This is a genomic window from Bacillus sp. FSL R5-0447, assembly GCF_038606125.1.
GTDB lineage: Bacteria > Bacillota > Bacilli > Bacillales > Bacillaceae > Bacillus > Bacillus velezensis.
In genome coordinates, this window is sequence record NZ_CP152012.1 from 2,578,660 (window position 1) to 2,600,057 (window position 21,398).

General features: G+C 50.8%; 2 protein-coding genes. Both read right to left on the reverse strand.

Going from position 1 to position 21,398, the window contains the following annotated elements; translation table 11 throughout:
• Position 1: 1 nt before the first annotated feature.
• Positions 2-15,616, reverse strand: coding sequence for an SDR family NAD(P)-dependent oxidoreductase (locus tag NYE68_RS12910; protein WP_342493919.1), 15,615 nt, complete (start codon positions 15,614-15,616; stop codon positions 2-4).
• A 51-nt stretch (positions 15,617-15,667) separates the two neighbouring features.
• Positions 15,668-21,394: a type I polyketide synthase gene (locus NYE68_RS12915; RefSeq protein ID WP_324636736.1), complete on the reverse strand. Its 5,727-nt coding sequence runs from the start codon at positions 21,392-21,394 to the stop codon at positions 15,668-15,670.
• Positions 21,395-21,398: the final 4 nt, after the last annotated feature.

The window sequence follows — 21,398 nt, forward strand, 5'->3', positions numbered from 1 at the left end:
ATCACACCTCGCTTATTTCAAACATTGCTTCTGTGCCCGCCTCATTTTCTTCCGCTTCGGACAACTGTGCTTTTTCAGGCCAATACCGTTGTTTTCGGTATACTGTCTGGCCGCCTTTCGGTTCCATGGCCGCTTTTCGCTCTTTCGGAATTCCTTCGTTGCTGACAATGATATGGGCGTTATTCCCGCCCAAACCGAACGCGCTGACCCCGGCCCTGAGTATCTCTTTTTTTCCGTTCCACCGCTTCAGCTCAAGCACAGGATAAAGCGGAGAATCTTTAAATTGGAAGCGGGGGTTCGGTTTATGGCAATGCAAAGTCGGCGGCAGTTCTTCATTGGCAATCGCCAGCAAAACTTTGATGATTCCCGCCGCGCCCGCCGCACTCAGCAAGTGGCCGATATTGCTTTTGACGCTTCCTACACCGCAAAATTGTTTTTCATCGGAATAAGCAGACAAGACATTGGTTAATCCCTTTAATTCAATCGGGTCGCCGATCAATGTACCGGTTCCGTGCGTCTCTACGTATGTCATGGTGTCCGGATCGATTTCCGCTGATTGAACCGCCTGCTCAATCAAGTCCTGCTGCGCCCGGGGATTCGGCGTCGTCACGCCCATTGTGCTGCCGTCATTATTTATCGCAGAGCCGTCAATAACGCCGTATATTTTATCTTCGTCTTCTATCGCTTTTTCGAGCGGCTTCAGCATCAGCACACCGCAGCCCTCTCCGATTCCTGTTCCGTCCGCATCGGCATCGAAAGATTTTGAACGGCCATTTGGCGATAAGATTCTCGCCGCGCTCATTGTGAGAAAAGGTTTTTCATCAAGCAAAATGTCAACCCCGCCCGCAAAGGCCGCTTCCGCTTCTCCATTTTGAATGGCCTGCACGGCCAAATGAATTGCCGTAAGCGAACTGGAGCAGGCCGTATCCACGACCAGGTTGGGCCCTGTAAAGTTATAAATGTGCGCCATGTGTGCGGTAATAAAATTTTGCCCCGCGCCAATAATCGCGTCTTTTTGCAAATATTGAAATTTCTGATGAAACGCACCTGCCCTTGCACCGGCAAAAACGCCGATACGGCGGCCCCAGAGATCCTCTTTTTGATAACCGGCATCGGCCAAAGCTTCCGCGCTCACTTCGAGCCACTGCCTTTGCAGCGGGTCTATCATCGGTGCCAGCGTTTCTGAAATATTGAAATACTCCGGATCAAATTGATCAATATCGTGAATAAAACCGCCCCATTTACTGATGCTTTTTCCTTCTTGATATTCACCCGGCTGATAGTGTTCCCCGGCGTTCCATCTGTCCGGCGGAACTTCAGTGACGGCATCCGTTCCGCTGCGGAGATTCTTCCAAAATTCTCTTATATCCCCCGCTTTTGGAAAATGGCAGGCCATGCCGATGATCGCAACCTTTCCCCGTTTCCCGGGGTTATCTGCCGTTTTTTTGCTCCGTTTCAGCGTCTTCTGCAAAGGGACCTTCTCCGCGGGAACTGTTGCATCTGCCGAAAAAGCTTCCGGACAATGTGCGGCTAAATAATCCGCGAGCTGTTCTATGGTAGGGTGTTCCAGAAGGACAGTCGGATCAATTGAAACGGACGGCAGTTTTTGATCGATCTTTGTCAGCACTTGCGCCAGAAAGATAGAATCCATTCCGTATTCCTGAAAAGGCACATCGATATCCATATGCGTTTCATCGATACTCAGCTCTTTTGCCAAAAGCGACCTCAGCCAAGATTGAATATCAATCCGGTTATGTTCCCGTTTTTTGGTTTCAGGGGGTTTGGAAGCTGCTTTCATTCCTTTATTGGCGGCTGGCTTGGCGTTTTCCAGCGCTTTGATGTCCCAATCATGTTTCACTTGTGCCGGCAGCACGACAGCTCCGGGTCTTTCTCTTAAAATGTAATCAAGCATCTTGAGACCTTCCGCGTCAGAGTGCCGCAGCAATCCCGTTTGCTGATACATCCCGCTTTTTGTATCCCTGCTCATGCCCGTCTCATCCCATGCCGGCCATTGTATGCTAATGATACCGCTCTCATTGTTTTCTGCAAAATAGTCCATGAAAGAATTAGCCATCGCATAATCGCTCTGACCCGTCGCAAGAATCGGGACGGCTGCCGAGACAGATGAAAACAGGACGAAAAATGCCGGCGCACCATCCTTTACACTCTCATACAGACTGTGAAGGCCGTCTGCTTTCGGGGCGAGCACCCGCGCAATACTGTCTTTGGATTTGCGGAGAAAAGCAGGGTTTTCACGGTCCGCAATTCCCGCGCAATGCAGAATGCCTCCGACAGGTCCGAGCGTTGAGGTTACCTCTTTTATAAGCCGTCCGACGGCCTGCTTATCCGTCAGATCAACTGCTGAGACGCACACTTTTACGCCTTGTGATTCCAGCTGCCGGATAAGCTGTATTTTTTCCGAAACGACAGGGTCTGTTTGCTCAAGATCCCACTCGGTTTTCGGCGGCAGCTCCTTTCTGCCTGTCAGAAGCAGTTTCTTCACACCGTATGCGGAAACGAAATGCTTGGCGCATAAAGCGCCGAGTCCGCGCGTTCCTCCGGTTATCACCAGGACGGCGTCTTTTGGAAACGCAGTCCGGTCTGTTTGCACGGCTTCTGGTTCAATCTGATCAGTCTGCCGAAGAACATAGCTGAAGCGCATGCCGTCCCTATAGCAAACAGCAGACTCCGTTAAGTCTGATTGAATTTCTTGTTTAATAAAAGCGGCTGTCTGCTCCAGCGGCCCTTCAGGATCAATATCGGCGTGACAGGTGAGAATATGGCTGTATTCATGCCGCAGCATGCGATAAAGCCCCGCTTTTTCAATACCATGCATAACGGCAGCCTTATTTTTGAAGGCTTCAAGCCCTTTTGTAAGGTAAAGCATTTTCATGTTTTCTTGTCCGCGGCCGTATTCAATCAGCTGCTGCAGCGATGCCACCCAGCTGATGTCCTGCCGCTTTTGTCGGGAGCCGCAGCCGGTGAAGTCAATAAACCCGGAATAGATGGCCGCGTTCGGACCCTGTAAGAAAGAGATGAGCTGATTTTCCTGCACAATGTCAGCATCATTCAGCTGTTTTTTCACCTCGGCGGCAAGGTCTTTTGTATCTTCAGAGACGATGAGCGCTATTTTGTTGTTGAACGGCTCGGATGAAGACACTGCCTCGCACGGTTCCCATGTTTTTTGCAATAATACTGTTTTTTGATTCGAAAGCGGCAGCTGCTCCCGTTTCGGCACCCAATAGCGGTCGGCTCTGAACGGATAGGAGGGCAGGCTGATGCGGCGCGGCTTCCTGTCCGTATACAGCTGCTCCCAATCCGTGTCAAATCCGTTTGCCCAGAGCCGCAGCACTTTCCTGTATTTCTTTTTCTCAAGCCAGGCGCTGACGAGGTCAGCAGCGTCTTTATCGTCTGAGAACATGGAGATCGTGTTATTCTCGCGTTTTTTACGGCCGCTGATGATATCTTCGCTGTTTTTTCCCATCAAAAACGAGTTCAGTTTTTCAGTCAGTTCCTCTGCGGAGCCTGCAATGATTCCCAGCCTCGCTTCCATCGCATCCCGTCCGGTCTGCAGTGTGTATGCGGCATCTGCAAGATCGATATGGCGGGATGATCCGTTTTTGATAAAGTCGCGAAGGAGACGCGCTCTTTCTTTCAGCCGCTCTTCATTTTTAGCCGACAAAACAAAAAGAGATGACGCTTTCTCACGGGTTTCCTGCTGTTCCGTCTCACTTCTGCCCATGTATTCTTCAATAACGATATGCGCATTGACACCTCCGAAACCGAATGAGCTTACACCCGCCCGGCGGGGCAGGACCCGGCCGTTTTCATCACGCAGCGCTTCCCACTCCTTTGTTTCTGTCACAATGTAAAACGGGCTGTCCTTCAATTTGATATGGGGATTGATGTTCTCGCAATGCAGACTTTTGGCGAGCGTCCGATGTTTCAGCTGCATCAATACTTTGATAACGCCCGCAATACCTGCTGCGAGCTCCAAATGTCCGATATTTGTCTTCACTGAGCCTATCCCGCAATATCCGCCCGGCGCCCCGTCTGTTTGGAAAGCTTTTTTCAATGCATTGATCTCAATCGGATCGCCGAGTGCCGTTCCGGTTCCGTGCGCTTCTATATAAGTGATGGTTGACGGGTGAATACCGGCTTTTTGATAAGCGCTTTTCAGCACATCCGTCTGAGCATGCGGATTCGGCGCGGTAAGTGACGCTGAGCGTCCGCCGTGATTTTCCGCTGTACCGCGGATGAGGCCGTAGATGTGATCCCTGTCACGCTCAGCCTCTGAAAGCTTTTTCAAGACAATCATGCCGGCACCCTCTCCTCTGACATAACCGTCAGCCTGATCGGAAAATGTTTTGCAGCGCCCGTCTTCACTGAGCATGCCTGCTTTTTGAAAACCGATATGCCCTTCAGGCGTGACGATCGTGTTGACGCCCCCTGCGACCGCCATATCACAATCTCCCGTTTCAATGGCTTTTACCGCGCGGTGAATGGCGACTAAAGAGCTTGAACAAGCGGTTTCTACCGGCTCGCTCGGCCCGTGGATATCAAGAAAATAACTCATCCGGTTCGGCCCGACGGACGGCACGATTCCGGTCATCGTATACCCCTCGAGAGGAAGACCCGCCTTATTGATTAAGGTTTGATATCCGCTTCCCAATGTGCCGGTGAAAATGCCGGTTTTTGTTCCGGCAATCCGTTTTGCTGAGTACCCCGCGTCTTCAATGGCTTTCCACACATACATCATTAATAGACGCTGCTGAGGATCCATCATTTCAGCTTCTTTCGGAGATATCCCGAAAAACAGCGGGTCAAACCCGGCGATTCCATCTATAAAACCGCCCCATTTAATTGACGTTTTATTTGCATCCGCTGCCGGATCGCCGTAATATTCGCGCCAATCCCAGCGATCTCGGGGAATTTCTGTGATGCAATGCTCCCCTTTTTGTAAACGTGTCCAGAATTCATCTATGTCTTTCGCCTGCGGAAAAATACCGCTGATTCCGATAATGGCTATCGGTTCGGTTTTTTCTTCTGATTTTCCTTTTACGGACACGGGCGTTTCCCGCTTGACATGAACGGCCGCCGGAGCTTCAGCTTTTCTTATTCCGGCTTTTGGAGCGGTTTTTAAACTCTCTCTTTCTAAGCCGCTGAATGCTTCTTTCCATTCAGATATCAAATGGCCGCTCAGTTTGCGCAATGTTGGAAATTCAAAGAAGATAGTCGGGCTGAGCTCAAGCTGATAAGACCGATTTAATAGATTTGTAAATTCAGTGAAAATGATCGAATCAAATCCGTATTCCGTCAGTTCGCTGTCAGCCTCAATATCTTTCATGCTTACCTTTAAAAGATCTGATACATGCCGCTTTAGTTTCTCTTGAACCTGATCTTTCAGATCTCTTGCATCTGCCACTGCCGGAGCTTTTCCGGCGGCGCTTTGTTCTTCGCCCAGATCGAAAATATGGCTGCGAATCCGTTTTTCGTCGCCTTCTGCCACCATGACCTGGTGTTCTCCGGAGGCAAAAGCGGCGTAAAGCGCTTGGATGCCTGAGGCCGATCGCATGGCTTTCATTCCGGTCTGTTCGTACATCAGCCGTTCGGTCTCTTTGTCCACGCGCATACCGCCCTCTTCCCAAAGCGGCCAGTTGACGGACAGGGTCTGCCCGCTCCGCTTGTTGTCCCGCACGAGACGGTTTCGGCGGGCTGCATAAACATCCATAAATGCGTTGGCTGCCGCATAACCGGCCTGTCCCGGATTTCCCATGCCTCCCGCCAAGGAAGAAAACAGGATGAAAAAGTCCAGCCGCACATCTTTCGCTGCTTCATCAAGATTGATAAGCCCTTTCACTTTCGGCGCCATGACGGCCTTCCGTTCGTTTTCTGTCTGGTTCAGAATGTAATTGTCAGCGATCACGCCGGCGCCGTGAATAATCCCGTCGAGTGTTCCATGCTCCTCCTGTATGCCGCGGACGAGGGCGATGACCGCCGCCCTGTCTGTCACATCTACCGGTTGATACAGTACGCGGGCACCCGTCGCTGCCAAGCGCCGTAAGCGGGCGGAGCGCTCTTCATCAAGCGCTTCCGCCCTCCCCGTTAAAACGAGGACGGCGTTTTTGACGCGGGAGGCTATTTCTTCAGCGAAAATCAGGCCGATGCCGCCCGCTCCCCCGGTGAGGAGGTAAACCCCTTCGTCTTTCCACGGAACGGTGCCGCTTTGAGGGGCAGGCAGATGACGCCAGTTTCTGACGAGACGTTTGCCGCCTTCATAACGGATTTCCGCTTGTTCAGGATGGGCCCGGTTTTCTTTCAGCTTGGCAAGAAGCGCTGATGCTGACTCGTCCGGATCGGCTTGGATGACTTGGCCGTACAGCTTCGGATGTTCAAGGTGAGCTGTTTTCAGAAAAGCGGCCAGCCCCGCCAATACATTGTCTTCCCCCCTGTCGGGGACAAGAAGCTGGATCAGCGTTTTTTTCTTCTGTTTTTCTTTGATAAGACGCGTGACGATCGCTGACAGCTCCGCCGCGCAGGCGTCATAACGGTCTTCAATCGGACCTTCGCCGTCCGCCGCACATACGGCGCCGCTTATGTCCTCAGCGTTCATTCCGCCATACAGCGTCACGTATCTGAAAGACTCTTCTTGTCCGCCGCCTTCATCCGGCGGTGATTCCTGCCACTTTGGCTGAAGCAAGAGCGGTTTTTCCTCCGTGTCCTCTTCCAGAAAACGGGCGGTGAGCCCCGTCAATCGGACACATACCGCGCCGTTTTCATCACACAGCTCAATATGAAAGGCGCCGTCCGCTGAGGAAAGCACCGCCCACATCGTCTCACGGCACGCAGAAAACACCTGCATATCCTGGAGGGCAAACGGCAGGAACGGCCGTCCGGATGCAGAACCGTCTGAGAGCACGAGACCGATAGAAGCCTGAAGGGCGGCGTCCAGCATGCTCGGATGCAGGATGAACGTCTCCTTTTCTTCGCGGGCGGACGGCGGGAGAATGAGCTTTGCGAGCACTTCTCCGTTTCCGGCATAGACGGCGTCAAGCGCCTGATGAGACGGTCCGTAGGTGATGCCGAGGCTGTCGAACGCTTCATAGCACTCAGCCTTTGACATGCGCCGTCCGCCGCAGCGCGCCTGAACAGCTTCCACATCGAGAACAGGAGCACGCTCCGTCTCTTCGAGCACGGCCTTTCCCTGGAAAAAGACAAGCGGCTCTTCCCCTTCGGCATACGCTTCAAAAGCGATGTCTCCGTTTTCTTCCGGCTGAAGCTTTACATGAAGCGTAACCCCTTCAGAAAGCGCCGTCACCGGTCGGAGCCAAACAATCTGTTTGAGCCGGACACCCGTTTTCCCGCCGGGCAAGTCTTCGGCGGCAAGTGTAACGGCGGCCCGGGCCATTTCTAAAGCAGCCGTGCCCGGAAGCACCGGTTTTCCATTGACGATATGATCCGCAAAAAACGGTTCATGCCCTGAGAAAACAGAAGTAAAACGCTGGGCGATAAAGGTCGATGTATTCGCATGGAGCAGCGGGTGGAGCTTTTCGCGTTCAGCTGAATTCCGGCTTTCAAGCTCTCTCTGAAGACGATCGGACGCCCAATACGTCTGCCTGGCAAACGGGTAACCCGGCAGATTGCCGATTCGCGGCAAAGGTCCGCCATAAAGCAAGTCCCCTTCGATTTCATAACCTTGACAATAAAAATCTGCCAGCACGCATAACAGCTCCTGATATTTTCTATGGTCAGAATATGAGGCGCTGCACTTGCCGAGCACTTCTATTATGTGCTCCTGAATATGCTGACGGCCTGCAAAGTGCTGCGGTACTTTTCCCGAAAACACATAAGGATGATGTTCATTAAGCTTTGCCTGCTTCCATACATACACTGCGTCATCAGCATCTTGCACTACGATGGCGGCGCGATGGTTAAAGTGATGCCGTCCTTTTAACAACGTATAGCTGAGCTGGGCTAGATCATTTTCTTTCAGTCCGCCATTTTCCGCCCAAGTGATCATATCTTCGATTTTTTCCTGAAGGGCCTCCTTTGTTTTTGCAGACAAAGTCAGTAAATATGCAGGGGCATCCGGATGAGGTGAAGCGCTGCGCTTATAGCTTTCCATAACGATATGGGCATTTGTTCCGCTCATCCCGAATGCGCTGACTGCCCCCATTCGGTTTTTACCCGGCAGAGAAGGCCACGCTTTACCCGTTTTATTCACATAAAAAGGACTCTTCTCCCAGTTGATATAGCGGTTTTCCCCGCTGCAATGCAGACTGGCGGGAATCATTTCACGGGAGAACGCCTGTAAAAGACTGATCAAACTGACAATGCCTGACGCGGCAAACGTGTGGCCGATATTGGTTTTAATTGATGTGAGCGCGCAAAAAGCTTCTTCGTTTGTATAGGCAGAAAATGCGTCATAAAGCGCGTTAATTTCCACCGGATCACCGAGTTTTGTACCTGTACCGTGTGTGACGATATATTCGATATCTTCAGGGTTGATACGCCCCCGGTCATAAACGGAAGTAAGCAGCCGGGTCTGCGCGACGCCGCTCGGAGCGGTAATTCCGTTTGTTTTCCCATCATAATTGATGCCGCTCGCCCGAATCACCCCGTAAATCGGATCACCATCTTTTTCCGCCTCTCTCAGCGGCTTAAGAACAACCGCCGCGGCCGCTTCCCCCGGAACCATGCCGTCAGCCCTTTTATCAAACGCGAAGCATGTCCCGTTTTCCGACAGCATTCCGGCTTTATCTATCGTTTCAAAAAAGTCCGGGGTATTCATGATATTCACCCCGGCCGCAACAGCTGTTGTGCACTCTTTATTCTGCAGGCTTAATACCGCCTGATGGACAGAAACGAGCCCCGAAGAACATGCTGTATTTATCGCCATCACAGGACCGGATAAATTCAAGTGATAAGCCAGCCGCGCCGCCAAAATACCGTTATGATGAGACGTGACATTGCCTTTGTCCCGTGTTAAAAGGTGATAATCTCCTTCTTCCGCCCCCACAAACATACCGATCGTCTGCTGCCTGATGTGACTGGCGCCGTAGCCGGCGTCCTCAAGGGCCCTCCACGCTTCCTGAAGAAGCAGCCGCTGTTTCGGATCCATCGTTTCAGCTTCCCTCGGCGATATTTCAAAAAATAAAGGGTCGAATTCGTCCGCCCCCGGTACAGCGCCGAGTTTCCATTTTGAACTTGTGAAGCCTTTTTTTGCGACCGGTGCGACAACGTCCTTTTCCTGAAACAGAATGTCCCACAGCTCGTCCGCCGTGCGCGCCTGAGGAAATCGGCCGCTCATGCCGATAATGGCAATGGAATCAGCTGCCTGACTGCCCTCGGTTCCGGCGTTCAGCTTATTTCTTCCCCTCTGCTTCTTTCGCTTTTCCGTTCCTGCCTTTTCAAAGACAGATTGATCTGCGGATTCAGGTTTCTTTTCTTCATAGACATGCTCCATGACGGACTGGTGTTCCGTCAGAAAATAGCGGACGACCTTCTCCAGTGTGGAATGTCCGAAAAACAGGGCCGGTGTCACTTCAATTCCGTAATGGGCGGACAAAGAAGAGGCGAATTCCGCCAAACTGATAGAATCAAAGCCGAAATCAGCCAGATTGTCAGCGTCCGTCAGTCTGTTCTTGTCTATTTTCAAAAGCCCCGCCGCCAGTTCTTTCACATCCCAGCTTACGCATTCTTCCAGTGTAAAGCCTTTCATTTCACTCCGCCTTCCTGAAAACGGGACGTTCCTGTTTACAGAACCCGAAATCGGCCGTTCGCCTTGATCTATCTGCAGGAAGCGTTTGGCCCTCGACGGAAAACCGGCCAGGACGAGATACTGGCTGGACGGCTGGACTAACAATGTTTCAAAAGCTTCGAGTCCTTCCTCAGTGTATAAATAACGCTGTCCGCTTGATTTTAAATACATATCGGTGCTTTCCGCCGTGCCGACATGCATCCCCCCTTCTTTCCAAAGCGGCCAATTGATTGCAAGTGACTTGCCGCTTCTGAGTCCGAGGCTCACAAGTTTATCCCGGTGACGGACAAAAGCCATTTGGAAGCGGTTCCCCATCGCGTAGTCACAAGAACCGAAGTCTCCTAAAATCGCTGAAGAAGAAGAGAAACAACAGAAGAAGTCAAGCGGCTCCCGTGACAGAACCTGATCTAACACCGCGGTGCCGTCCGCTTTTGGCGATAAGACTTGCTGAAAGGTTTGCAGATCTTTCTCCAGAATGCTTTCAGTGCCTTGAAGACCTGCAGCGTGAATGACACCGTGAATCGGCCCGCATCCTTTCTCTTTCACTTCTTGCAAACCTTTCTCCATCTGGGCCTGATCTGCGGCATCCGCCTGCACGTAAAACACCTTGGCGCCTGATTCTTCCAATCTCTTTATCTTGTTCAGCACCGGGCCGGCTGCCGCTGATCTCCCCGTCAAAATGAGCGTAACCGATCCTTTTTCAGTGAAATATCCGGCAAATAACAAGCCTAAACCCCCGCATCCGCCGGTAATCAAGTACGTTTTTCCGCTCTTTATCACACGCTTCTCAACAGGGGCGATATCCGTCTGCTTCATTTCCATGACGTGGCGGATTTCCCCACTGTACATGACACTGCCGAACGACTCGCTGTGAAGTTCTTCACATACGTTATGGATCAGTTTTTCAAACGGTCCTTTTTGTTCAAAATAAACCGCGGCCGTATCCGTCTCCGGCAAGATCAGTTTCAGCGACCGTTCCAGGCCGATCCATGACTCGGCGTAACTGATATCGGTATCGCTCCCGCACTGAGCGGAAAGAAGGATCCGCCTCGGTTTAGAACGCAAAGAAGCAGCTGCGCGGATCACATGATACAGAACGGAATAGTCTTTCACGGCCTTTTCATCTTCAAGCGGCCATCCATATAAAACGGCATCCGCTTTGCCTGCAGCCGTTTCAATATGCCGAAACGTTTCTTGATATGCTTGTCCGTCAGTGATTTTAATTTGATAATGCGTGTTTGAAAGCTTTTGAGTTTCCTCACCCTGTGAAATAAAAAACACGCCGGCTTCCGGATAAAGGGTTTGTAAAGACTGATAAGCATGCTTTCTGGCAGCTTCTCCCGTAAGAAAACAGATGACCGTTTTCAGCTCTTCATGAATAGATTTCTTCAGAGGCTGCTGAGTCCACATTTCTTCAAATATCATCATCTCGGATTGTTCCTCTTGCCCGTGATCCTGCTGAGACGGCTGTCTCATTCTTATCCCTTTGATTTCTGCGCAGACAGTGCCGGTTTCGTCACAAAATTGAATGTCACAGCCGGTTTGATTCTTTTTATTAATATACATCCACATGCCGGATGAGCACGGACGCATGACGCGCAGTTCTTCAACCGCTTCAGGCACGATATGGACTGACGGCTCCGTTTTTGCCAGGACATGAAAAGCTGCGTCCAGAAATTCCGGCGGCAGATGATATCCCGGATTACGGCCGCTTTCATCTGTGAGAGCAAGCTTCGCCCAAACCGCACTTTCTCCCGCATAAAGCTTTTCAACGGTGCGGAACTCCTTACTGATCGTTACACCTGATGTGCCTGGTGTTTCATAATCGAATGACAGCGGGCGGCAGTCTTTTTGTAAGGAGGCAATATCAAGCACGCGGGATGGCTGTATGTTCCCTTGTCCGATGATTCCATAATGATGCAGCTTCTCTTCGTCACTGTATATTTCATAATGGATGCCTTCCTCGTCTTCAGACAGAAGGGAGAGATTGACGCCCGCACCGTGATGTCCGCCGGTAATCGGGTCAGTCCATGCCGCCGTTCGGATCCATATCTCTTTTTCTTCAGAGCTGTCTGCCGCATGATGAAAAGCCGCAAGCGCCATTTCTAAATAAACGGCTGCCGACAGAACCCGCTCCCCGCTCACATCCTGGAAAACGTGTTCCCGGCCTGTAAAAGATGTATGATAGCTTTGCTCCGCCAAGGTTGACGTATTTTCATGCAGGAAAGGATGCACATATTCAGTTGTTCCTGTTTTTGGTTCTTCCCGCTTCATCCAGTAGCTTTCTTTTGCAAATGGATAAGACGGCAGACTGATACGATGCGGCAGCGCGCCTTTATATAAAGATGGCCAATCGACGGGCGCCCCGTGAACCCAGGCATTCAAAAGACTGTCAAATTGACGTTTTTCCATCCATTCACTGACTGTGCCTCCCGTCTCCGTGACAGCACTATCACTCCGGCCCGTAAACACCCCGCTTACAGAACCGGCATTATTCAGAAAAGCAGTCAGCTTCTGTTCCAATTCAGAAACAGAGTCCGCTGTCACCGCCAGCCGTTCTTCCATCGGGACTCTGCCGACTTGAAGGGTAAATGCCGCGTCAAGCAGATTTGCATCTGTAATTGTTCCGTTTCCGGCGGCATCCGACAGCAACAGAGCCTGCTCTCGCAAGCGGTCTTTATCCTTTGCCGATAAAACAAAAAGCGCCGGACGGCCGGAGTCCGCCGAAGTCATTTCAGCCGGTTCATACTCTTCTATAAGCAGGTGGGCATTTGCCCCGCCCGCTCCGAAAGAAGATGTACCCGCGATTCTCGGATATTCCCGTGTTGCTCCTTCAGATTCTATGACCGGCCGTCTCCATTCCGCCGTTTCCTGCTGCACGATAAAAGGAGAAGTTTCAAAATCAATTTCCGGGTTCAGCTGCTTTGAATGCAGCGACGGCACCAGATATCCGTGTTTCATCTGAAGAAGAATTTTGGTGACCGCAGCAATGCCCGCCGCACTTTCCAGGTGTCCGATATTGGATTTAACAGAACCGATGGAACAAAATTGCTTTGCATCCGTATAGCGGTGGAAAGCCTTGGTTAACCCCGCGATTTCAATCGGATCTCCCAAGGAAGTGCCGGTGCCGTGGGCTTCCAGATAGCTGATTGCTCTCGGGTCAATCCCTGCCCGCTCCATCGCCTCTGCGATCACTTCTCCTTGTGCATTCGGATTCGGAACGGTGAACCCGTTCGTTTTGCCGCCGGCGTTCAGAGCGCTTCCTTTAATGACACCGTATATATGATCATGATCTTCAACAGCCTTTTTCAACGGCTTTAACACGATACAGCCGACGCCCTCTCCGTCAACAAACCCGTCAGCCTTATCACCGAACGCTTTGCACGCGTTTGACGGTGACAGCATTCTCATAGAAGAAAGTCCGATATAATGAACCGGATCTGTAATCAGGTTTACGCCGCCGGCAATCGCACATTCAGATGCACCTGTTCTGATGCTTTCTGCGGCGAGATGAATGGCGGTTAAGGATGAGGAGCATGCGGTATCGACCGCGATGCTCGGACCGTGAAAATCAAACACATAGGATACGCGGTTCGGGATAAAGTGGTAGTGGGCCCCTGTCGGATAATTGCCGTTCATGACACCCGCAAAGACACCAACCTTTTTACCGGCGCATAGTGAATCAGGGGTATACCCGGCATCCTCAAGGGCCGCATAAGCGGTTTCCAGAAACAGTCTCTCCTGCGGGTCCATGCGCTCCGCTTCTTTCGGGGAGATTTTAAAAAACAGCGGATCAAATTTATCAATGTCTGTTAAAAAGCCGCCCCACTTTGTATACATCCGGCCTTCCTTACCTTTTGTCTCATCATAGTAGTCCCGCCAATCCCAGCGGTCTTTCGGAATTTCGGTGATTCCGTGTTCACCGGTCTTTAACCGTTCCCAGAACTCATTAACATTTTCAGCTCCGGGATACTTCCCGGCAAGACCGACAATTGCCACTTCAAGGTGTTTTGACGGCGGTTCGGAAGCGGGCGGCGCTTTTTCAGAAAAAGATGATGCTTGGCGCTTCGTCAATCCGGCACTTTTTTTGCGGCTTTGCTTTTTCTCTAAAGTGTGCTGCGCCTTTTCGGCTTCTTTATTTGTCTTGAAAATCCCAGCTATATCTTCCTGTCTTGAGCTGACGAGATATTCCGCTAATCCGCCGATTGTCGGATACTCGAAGAACAATGTGCTGCTGATATCAGGAACGTCTTCCCGCACGCGGTTGGTCAGCTGTACGATTAAGATGGAATCGATTCCGTATTCTTCAAGGGGCGTATGGGCTTGAACGTCCTCAATCGGCATCTTTAAGATGGCGCTGACGATCTGTTTCAGGTACTCTGTGCTTTTTTCAAGCAAAGAGCCGGATGATGCCGCTTCAGTATGAGGGACTTCTTCAGAAAATTGCGCATGCAGTTCGCGCTCCTTCGTTTCAGCCAAGAATGCGGCAAGCTCTCCTATCGTCCGGTATTCAAAAAACAGCGTGCTGCTGATATCAGGGACGAGATCCCGCAGCTCATTCGTCAGCTGAACGATCAGAATAGAGTCAATGCCGTATTCATCCAGAGGAGCCAGCGGATTTATCTCTTCTGCCGGCATTTTTAATACTTTTGCCGCAGCCTTTATCAGAAAAGCCGCTGTCTTTTCCGAAAGCCCCTCTCCCGCTTGTTTGATGGGGAGCTGACGATCAGAGGATGTTTGCGGTACGTTTGATTGGCGCTTTTGCGCGGTGTAAGCTTCCCTGCTCTGCCTGATGACTCCGTTGCTTTTCGCCGTGATAATCTGCTGGGTGTGCAGACGTTCGTTTTCAGCCGGAAATTGAATGGAATGAAAACCTTCAGCCATTAAAACGGATTTCCATGTTTCCGGATAAAGACCGGGGCACCCCGGAATCCGCAGCGCCTCGTCTTCGTACAGCCACCAGCCCTCTAATAAGCCGAATGTAACATGTGTAAACGGCGTATGCCCGCCCAGTTCATTAACGAGCAGCAAACCGTCCTTTTTCAATACGGCTTTTGCCGTCCGTAAGGTTTTCCGGATATTTTTGGTGGCATGCAGCACGTTTGCGGCAATAGCGATATCGTAGGTTCGCAGATGTAATCCCTGGCCCGCCGCAGGCTGCTCCACATTAAACAGCTGATACGTCAAATACGGATTGTCCGCGCCGTATTCCTTTTCGGCATGCATTAAAAAAGCTTTTGACAAGTCGGTATAACAGTATTCCTGAATATGGTTTTGATAGGGGCGGAGCTTTTTAAACAGTGTGCTGCTCGTTCCGCCGGTGCCCGCTCCGATCTCCAGCAGACGGATGTTTGCATCAGGATTGTTTTTCATTACATTTTCCACATACATACACGCTTCATTTGCCAGCACATCGTTGTAATAATCAGCGAGAATGTTATGCTTATAGATTCCTTCAACAAGCTCCATTGAAGAATCGGGAAACATCACGTCAGTGGCTTTTATTTTGCCTGTTAAAATGTCAGGCAAAGCTTGAATGACGGTATCCGCCAGCAGAACCTGCGCTTTCATATCCGAATCTTTCAGCCATTCGTTTTTCTTCTTATGCCACTCTTCCCAAACCGCGGCCGTTTCACCGCTTTTAAAATCGCTGTCTAAAAGACGGATGCTTTCTTCCAGCCAGCGTTCATATAAAGGCAGACAGGAAGCCGCCGGCGCTTCGCCGGTCAGACCCATTGAACGCAGCGTCACCCGCAGCACTTGCAGCAAAAGCCGATTCAATTCTTTCATTTGATTGCTTATTTCTGTTCTTAAGGATAACTGTGTACGGTCTTTTAGTTTGTCTCCCTTACCCAAAACCTTATCCTCCTAAGAAAATTAAATTTGCTCCGTCATTTTGACAGGCAATCAGATAGTCACAAATTCATGAGGGTTCATTCCCTCGATCGGAATCGGCTTGGTCAGCTTCATCAGCCCCATGCGGGAGATCGGCTGCGTCAGCAGAGTTTCCAGCGCCTGCATCCCTTCCGCCCGGCTGATCAGCCCGAGACCGATTGCACTCAGTCTGTCAAACTCTTCAGAAATGTGATTGTCAGCCCGCTCCCAATAACCCCAGTTCATCACTTTGACCCGGCATGACAGCCGTCCGGAAAGCTCATGGGCAAATGCGTCTTTAAATGCGCATCCCGCCGCATAATGGCTTTGATTCGGATTCTTAATATATGAAATAACCGAAGAGAAAAAGAGAATAAAGTCCAAAGACTCTTTCGCAAATACTTCGGCAATGTTGACGGAAATATCCACTTTCGCCGCAAGGCCGGCGTGAAACTGTGATTCTTCCATATCTTTTACGCTTTCATTCGCAAATACCATCGCTGAATGAACGACGCCGCTGATGGTGCCGTATGTGTTTTTAATCTGTTCATAGGCGCGCTGAAGCGATGGAAGATCAGAAGCATCTGCGGCTATATATTCGGGAGCCGGGCCTGATGGCCGGTACCGGTCTATTTTTTGGCGTATCCGGCTGTCCAGCGGCCGCCTCCCGATCCAGACGACTCGGGCTTTATACGTCGTCACCATATAATCTGTCCAAACCTCGCCGATGCCTCCCGCACCGCCGATGATGACATATACGCCTCCATAGCGGTAAGGAACACTTTCAGACGGCCCGCTTTGGACCGGAAGCAATTGAGGCCGGTACCATTCCTGATGTCTGCGCACCCATGCTTTACCCGTACGGTCGCGGGGCAGGCTGAATATGTCTTCTGCGGGGAAATCCCCCCCGTCTTCAAGATCGGCGAGACGGATGTGCCAGCTCGGATGTTCTTTAGCGAGAGACCCGACGAAACCGTGCACACTGGAATGAGCGGGACGCACCTCATCATATTGGGTGATAGGCTGTGCTTGGTGCGTAATCACCGTCATCCCTAGCTGCTCTTTTCCATACCCGAGACCGATAAGAGCTTTGGCCGCTCTGAAAATTTGCAGCGCCCCGCTTTTTTGATCATAGCTGTCAGAATCAGCCGGCTGAGGGGCAAACCAGATCATATGCTGAATCTCACCGAGACGGCGGAGCCGATCAGATATCACTTCAACGGAAGCACTTTGGCCGATATCAAATCGCACAGCTTTAGGAAACAATCGTAAAACCGCGTCCGCCTGCCCGTCTGTACCGCCTATGATGACCGCTTTTGCTTCAGAAATGGGGAAGCGGGTTTGGTTGTCTATCGGTTCCGCGTCCCATACCTGCATCAGTTTGACGGCTCCGGTAAGGTTACCCGGCAGATCGTATTGCTTATTATCGGTTACGGCCGGCGCACTTTCGGCCATCCGGGCAGAAAATCCTTTTATCCTTACACACACATTGCCGCGTTCATCACATATATCAATGTCCATTCTTCGCACAGCCAGTGTGTCATGCGTCACAAACACGGCAGCCCACATGTTCGGACTGCACGGATGAAAAACGGTCAGTTCATGCAATTCAAAAGGCATTAACGGCTGCTCCGGATAACCCGCTTGATCTTCATTCATAACGCCGATGGCCGCCTGAAAAGCGGAATCAATCAGGCTCGGATGGAGCATAAACTGTTCGGCCTCATCAGAAACGGAAGCAGGGAGCACCAATTTAGCCAAGGCTTCTTTTTCCCCGCAATAAATATGATCAATTCCTTGATGTGAAGGTCCGTATACAATTTCCGCCTTTGCAAACGCCACGTAGCAGTCTTCTTTTGACAGCACTTTTTTGCGGCATCGCGCTTTCAGCTGTTCAATATGCAAAACCGGCGCCTCAGACAGCGGCTCAATCACAGCACTGCCTTCACAATAAATGTCTGAATCATTTTCACTGCTGTACACTTGAAATGAAACATTGCCGTTATCCTCCAAAGAAAGCCCTGTCGTCATACGCAGCGTCTCTTTTTTGTGAACGGCCTGGCGTATCCAGCTGATATACCGCAGCGAAATGCCGGTTTTAGCCGTGTATTCAGCGGCTAACGGCGCGGCAGCCAGTTCAGCCGCGGCTCTCGCCATTTCAAGATAAGCCGCCCCGGGGAGAACACGCTTGTTTCGGACGATATGATCGGCTAAGAAGAATTCATCTCCGTTCAGTATCGTACTGAATTTTTGTTCTAGCAAATCTGATGTATTGCGGTGAAGCAGCGGGTGAAGCCTGCTTTCTGTATTTACGGAAGTGACGGGATGATCGGGCTCCGGTATCCAATATCGTTCCTTTGCAAACGGATACGTCGGCAGACTCATCCTGCGCGGTTTCTCCTCCCGATACAGCCGCGTCCAGTCTATCTCAAATCCTTTTGACCACAGCTCCGCAAGTTTTTTGTAAGTGCCGCTGTCCATCCATTTTCGGATCAGCTCCTCCGTATCCTGATCATCGTTCAGGAAACCCCTGATTTCCGTTCCGCTGTCAGACCGCCCTTGAAAGCAGCCGTCAATCTGCCGTTTTTGTTCTGTAAATTCAGTTAATTTCCTGATCAGGTCTGCTTGATCGTTCACTAAAAAAACAAGCCGCTCTTCCATTGCCAGCCGTCCCGTTTGCAGCGTATACGCCAGTGACCGCAGGGAAAAAGATTCATCAGGCTGCTTATCTAAGCCGGACTGACCGAAAAGACCGGAAAGAATATTCTTATGTTTCTCATCGTTTGTAAGACATTCTGCTAAAGTCCGGACAGAAGTATGCTGTATGAGATCAGTCATGTCTATTGCCAGCCCGTATTGATCCGTCATCAGCTCAGAAAACTGTGTCAGCTGCATGACATCCAAGCCGAATTCCTTCCAATCCTGTTCATCATCTACCGAGCCGGCCGCAACATGCAGAACTTCGGCCAGAACACCTCGCAACGCATTTTCCAGCTGATTTTGCATTGTATCTATTTTGTCATGAAGCGGACCGCTTCCTTCAAGCGCTTTATCTTTGAGAAACATCAGCAGGCGGGCAGCGTATTCCTTCAGCCGCTCCGGATTTTTCGCTGACAGAGGCACGATATACGGTCTCTCTTGATCCTCCGTAATACCGGGGTTTTTAGGCCTGTACTCTTCTAAAATGAGATGAACGTTTGAACCCGTCGCCCCGAATGAACTGATGCCTGCGCGTCTCGGGCAGGCATGTTCACGGCCGTTCTCTGTATACGCCGGCTTTTTCCATGACTCGGTTTTTTGCTGCACGTAAAATGGCGAGTCCTCTAAACGGAGATACGGATTAATCGTCTCTGAGTGTAAAGAAGGGACAAGCGTTTTGTGAAACAGCTGCAAAACCGTTTTATGAAGCCCGCTGATCCCGGCAGCTGATTCCGCATGTCCGATATTCGATTTAACGGAACCGATCGCACAAAATTGCCGATCCTCCGTAAACGTGCGGTAAGCTTTAACAAGACCTTGTATTTCAATCGGATCTCCTAAAGAAGTTCCGGTTCCGTGCGCTTCCACATAAGAAATCGTCCGGGGATCGATCCCCGTCTTTTCAAGACATTCAGCTATCATATCCCCCTGCGCCACGGGGCTCGGCACGGTAATCCCGCTGACGGTCCCCACGTGATTGACGGCGCTGCCTTTTATCACCGCATAAATATGATCCTTATCTTCTTCGGCTTTGTGGAGCGGCTTCAGCAGCACGGCTCCGATGCCGTCAGCTGAGACATAGCCTGTGCCTCCTTCGCCGAACGTGCGGCACAGCCCGTCACTCGAATGCATATCCATCAAGCCGTATGTGATATATTTTGTCGGGTGCAATGATAAATTGACGCCTCCGGCAAGAGCTGCTTCACATTCACCGCGTCTCAGACTTTCCGCCGCCATATGAACGGCCGTCAAAGATGACGAACACACCGTGTCAACCGCCATGCTCGGCCCGTGAAAATTGCAAAAATATGAAACCCGGTTTGCGATCGGCGCATAGTTCAAGGGATAAGGAAAGACCAGCCCTTTAGCCGCAGCTTCAGCGCCGGCGAGAGAATAATCCATATGCATCACCCCGGCAAACACACCGACTTTCATTCTCTTATTCGGCCCTTTCGGCTGAACGATTGTTTCCGGGGTGTAGCCCGCATCCTCAATCGTTTCCCAGCATGTTTCTAAAAACAATCGTTCTTGCGGATCTTTAGCTTCTGCCTCCCGCGGAGAAATCCGGAAAAATTTCGCGTCAAAACAATCCGGATCGTCTATAAAACCGCCCCATTTGGAAATCGGCTTGCCAGACGGCGATCGCAAATGCTCATATGTCCTCGTATCCCAGCGGGAACGGGGCACTTCCGTTACGCTGTTTTCTCCATTTTTTAAATTTGTCCAAAATTCACGAAGATTTTTGGCGCCGGGGTACCGTCCCGCCATCCCGACGATCGCAATATCTCCATTCTGCGTTCCGGCTGACGCCGATTTTTTCACGCAGATTTGGGTCGTCCTCTTTTTTTCCCGGTGCAAAGGCTCAGCACTTGAATGCCCGCTTTGAGCATGGCCGAAACCGGCTCCGTAATGTTCGCACAAATATCCCGCCAATTCCGCGATTGTCGTGTATTCAAATAACAGTGTCGGCAGAAGCTGCGTTCCGATTTTTCGTTCAATTTCCTTTACCATGTCCAACAGCCCCGGAGAATCCAGCCCCATTTCATAGTAGCCGATATCCGGGTCAATCTCTTTCACAGGTTTGTTCAATCGGGCGGCAAGCAATTCTTTTAAATAAAGGATGCACTCTTCAGTAAGGCCGGCGGAAGCCTCCGTACGGCGAGGCTCAGAAGGCGCCGGTTCCGCTTGCGGAGCCGGGACGGCATTCCGCCCGTCAGGTTCTTTCTTTAGCCGTTTCTGATTGATCAGTTCCGGGTCCCTCACCAGTTTATTGGCGAAGTTTTTCAGTTCGCCGACTTTTCTGCCTTCCTCATTGAAAAACTCCATTGTCACGTAAACGAGATCTTTCTTACGGGTGACGGATTCTTTTTTTATCTTGGTGATACATGTTGTCTGCAGCAATTCGGTGCAATAAAACGATTCATAAAACAGCGGCAGAAATAATTGCCCCTCCTCCCTCGTCAAAGGAGCGAGATATACATTGGAGCCGATGCTGCTCGCATCTATCAATGCGGGATGAAACATCGCCTCTTCTGCATGTTCCAGGTGATCCTTTTGCACCGACAGATCAATATAAATCTCTTTTTCAGTTTGGTAGACGCTTCCGCAGCCTTTCATCATTCCTGAATGAACCAGTTCTTGATCCCTGCATTCCGCGTAAATGTCCTCAAGCGGTATTTCTGCCGCCGTTTGTTTTACGGCATCCATCCGGACGCTCTCTTGGAAGCCGGCGGGCTTGACGGAATGCATTTGCGCCGCGGCATATACCTTTGTCTCTGCTGCTTCGTCACCTTGTTTTTGCCCTTTCACCTCTACCTTCCACTGCTCTTCGCCGTTCTCTGTACAGTCAACGGAAAGCAGGATTGTTTCTCCCTGTTCAGGAGCTAAAGGGTGAAAAATCGATAAGTGCCTGAGTTCAAGGCCGGCATGAAAAAAACCGTTTTCTCTGAAAGTCTGATAGATCAGGTCAATATAAGCCAGACCCGGCAGCAGTTCCTTTCCATAGGCTTTATGATGTTTCAGAACGGGATGCTGATTGTTAATAAGAAGCTGCTCTTGCATATGA

Bases quoted from the DNA above. Each gene is read 5' to 3' on its own strand.
- NYE68_RS12915 (WP_324636736.1), bottom strand. From the start codon at position 21,394: ATGCAAGAGCAGCTTCTTATTAACAATCAGCATCCCGTTCTGAAACAT.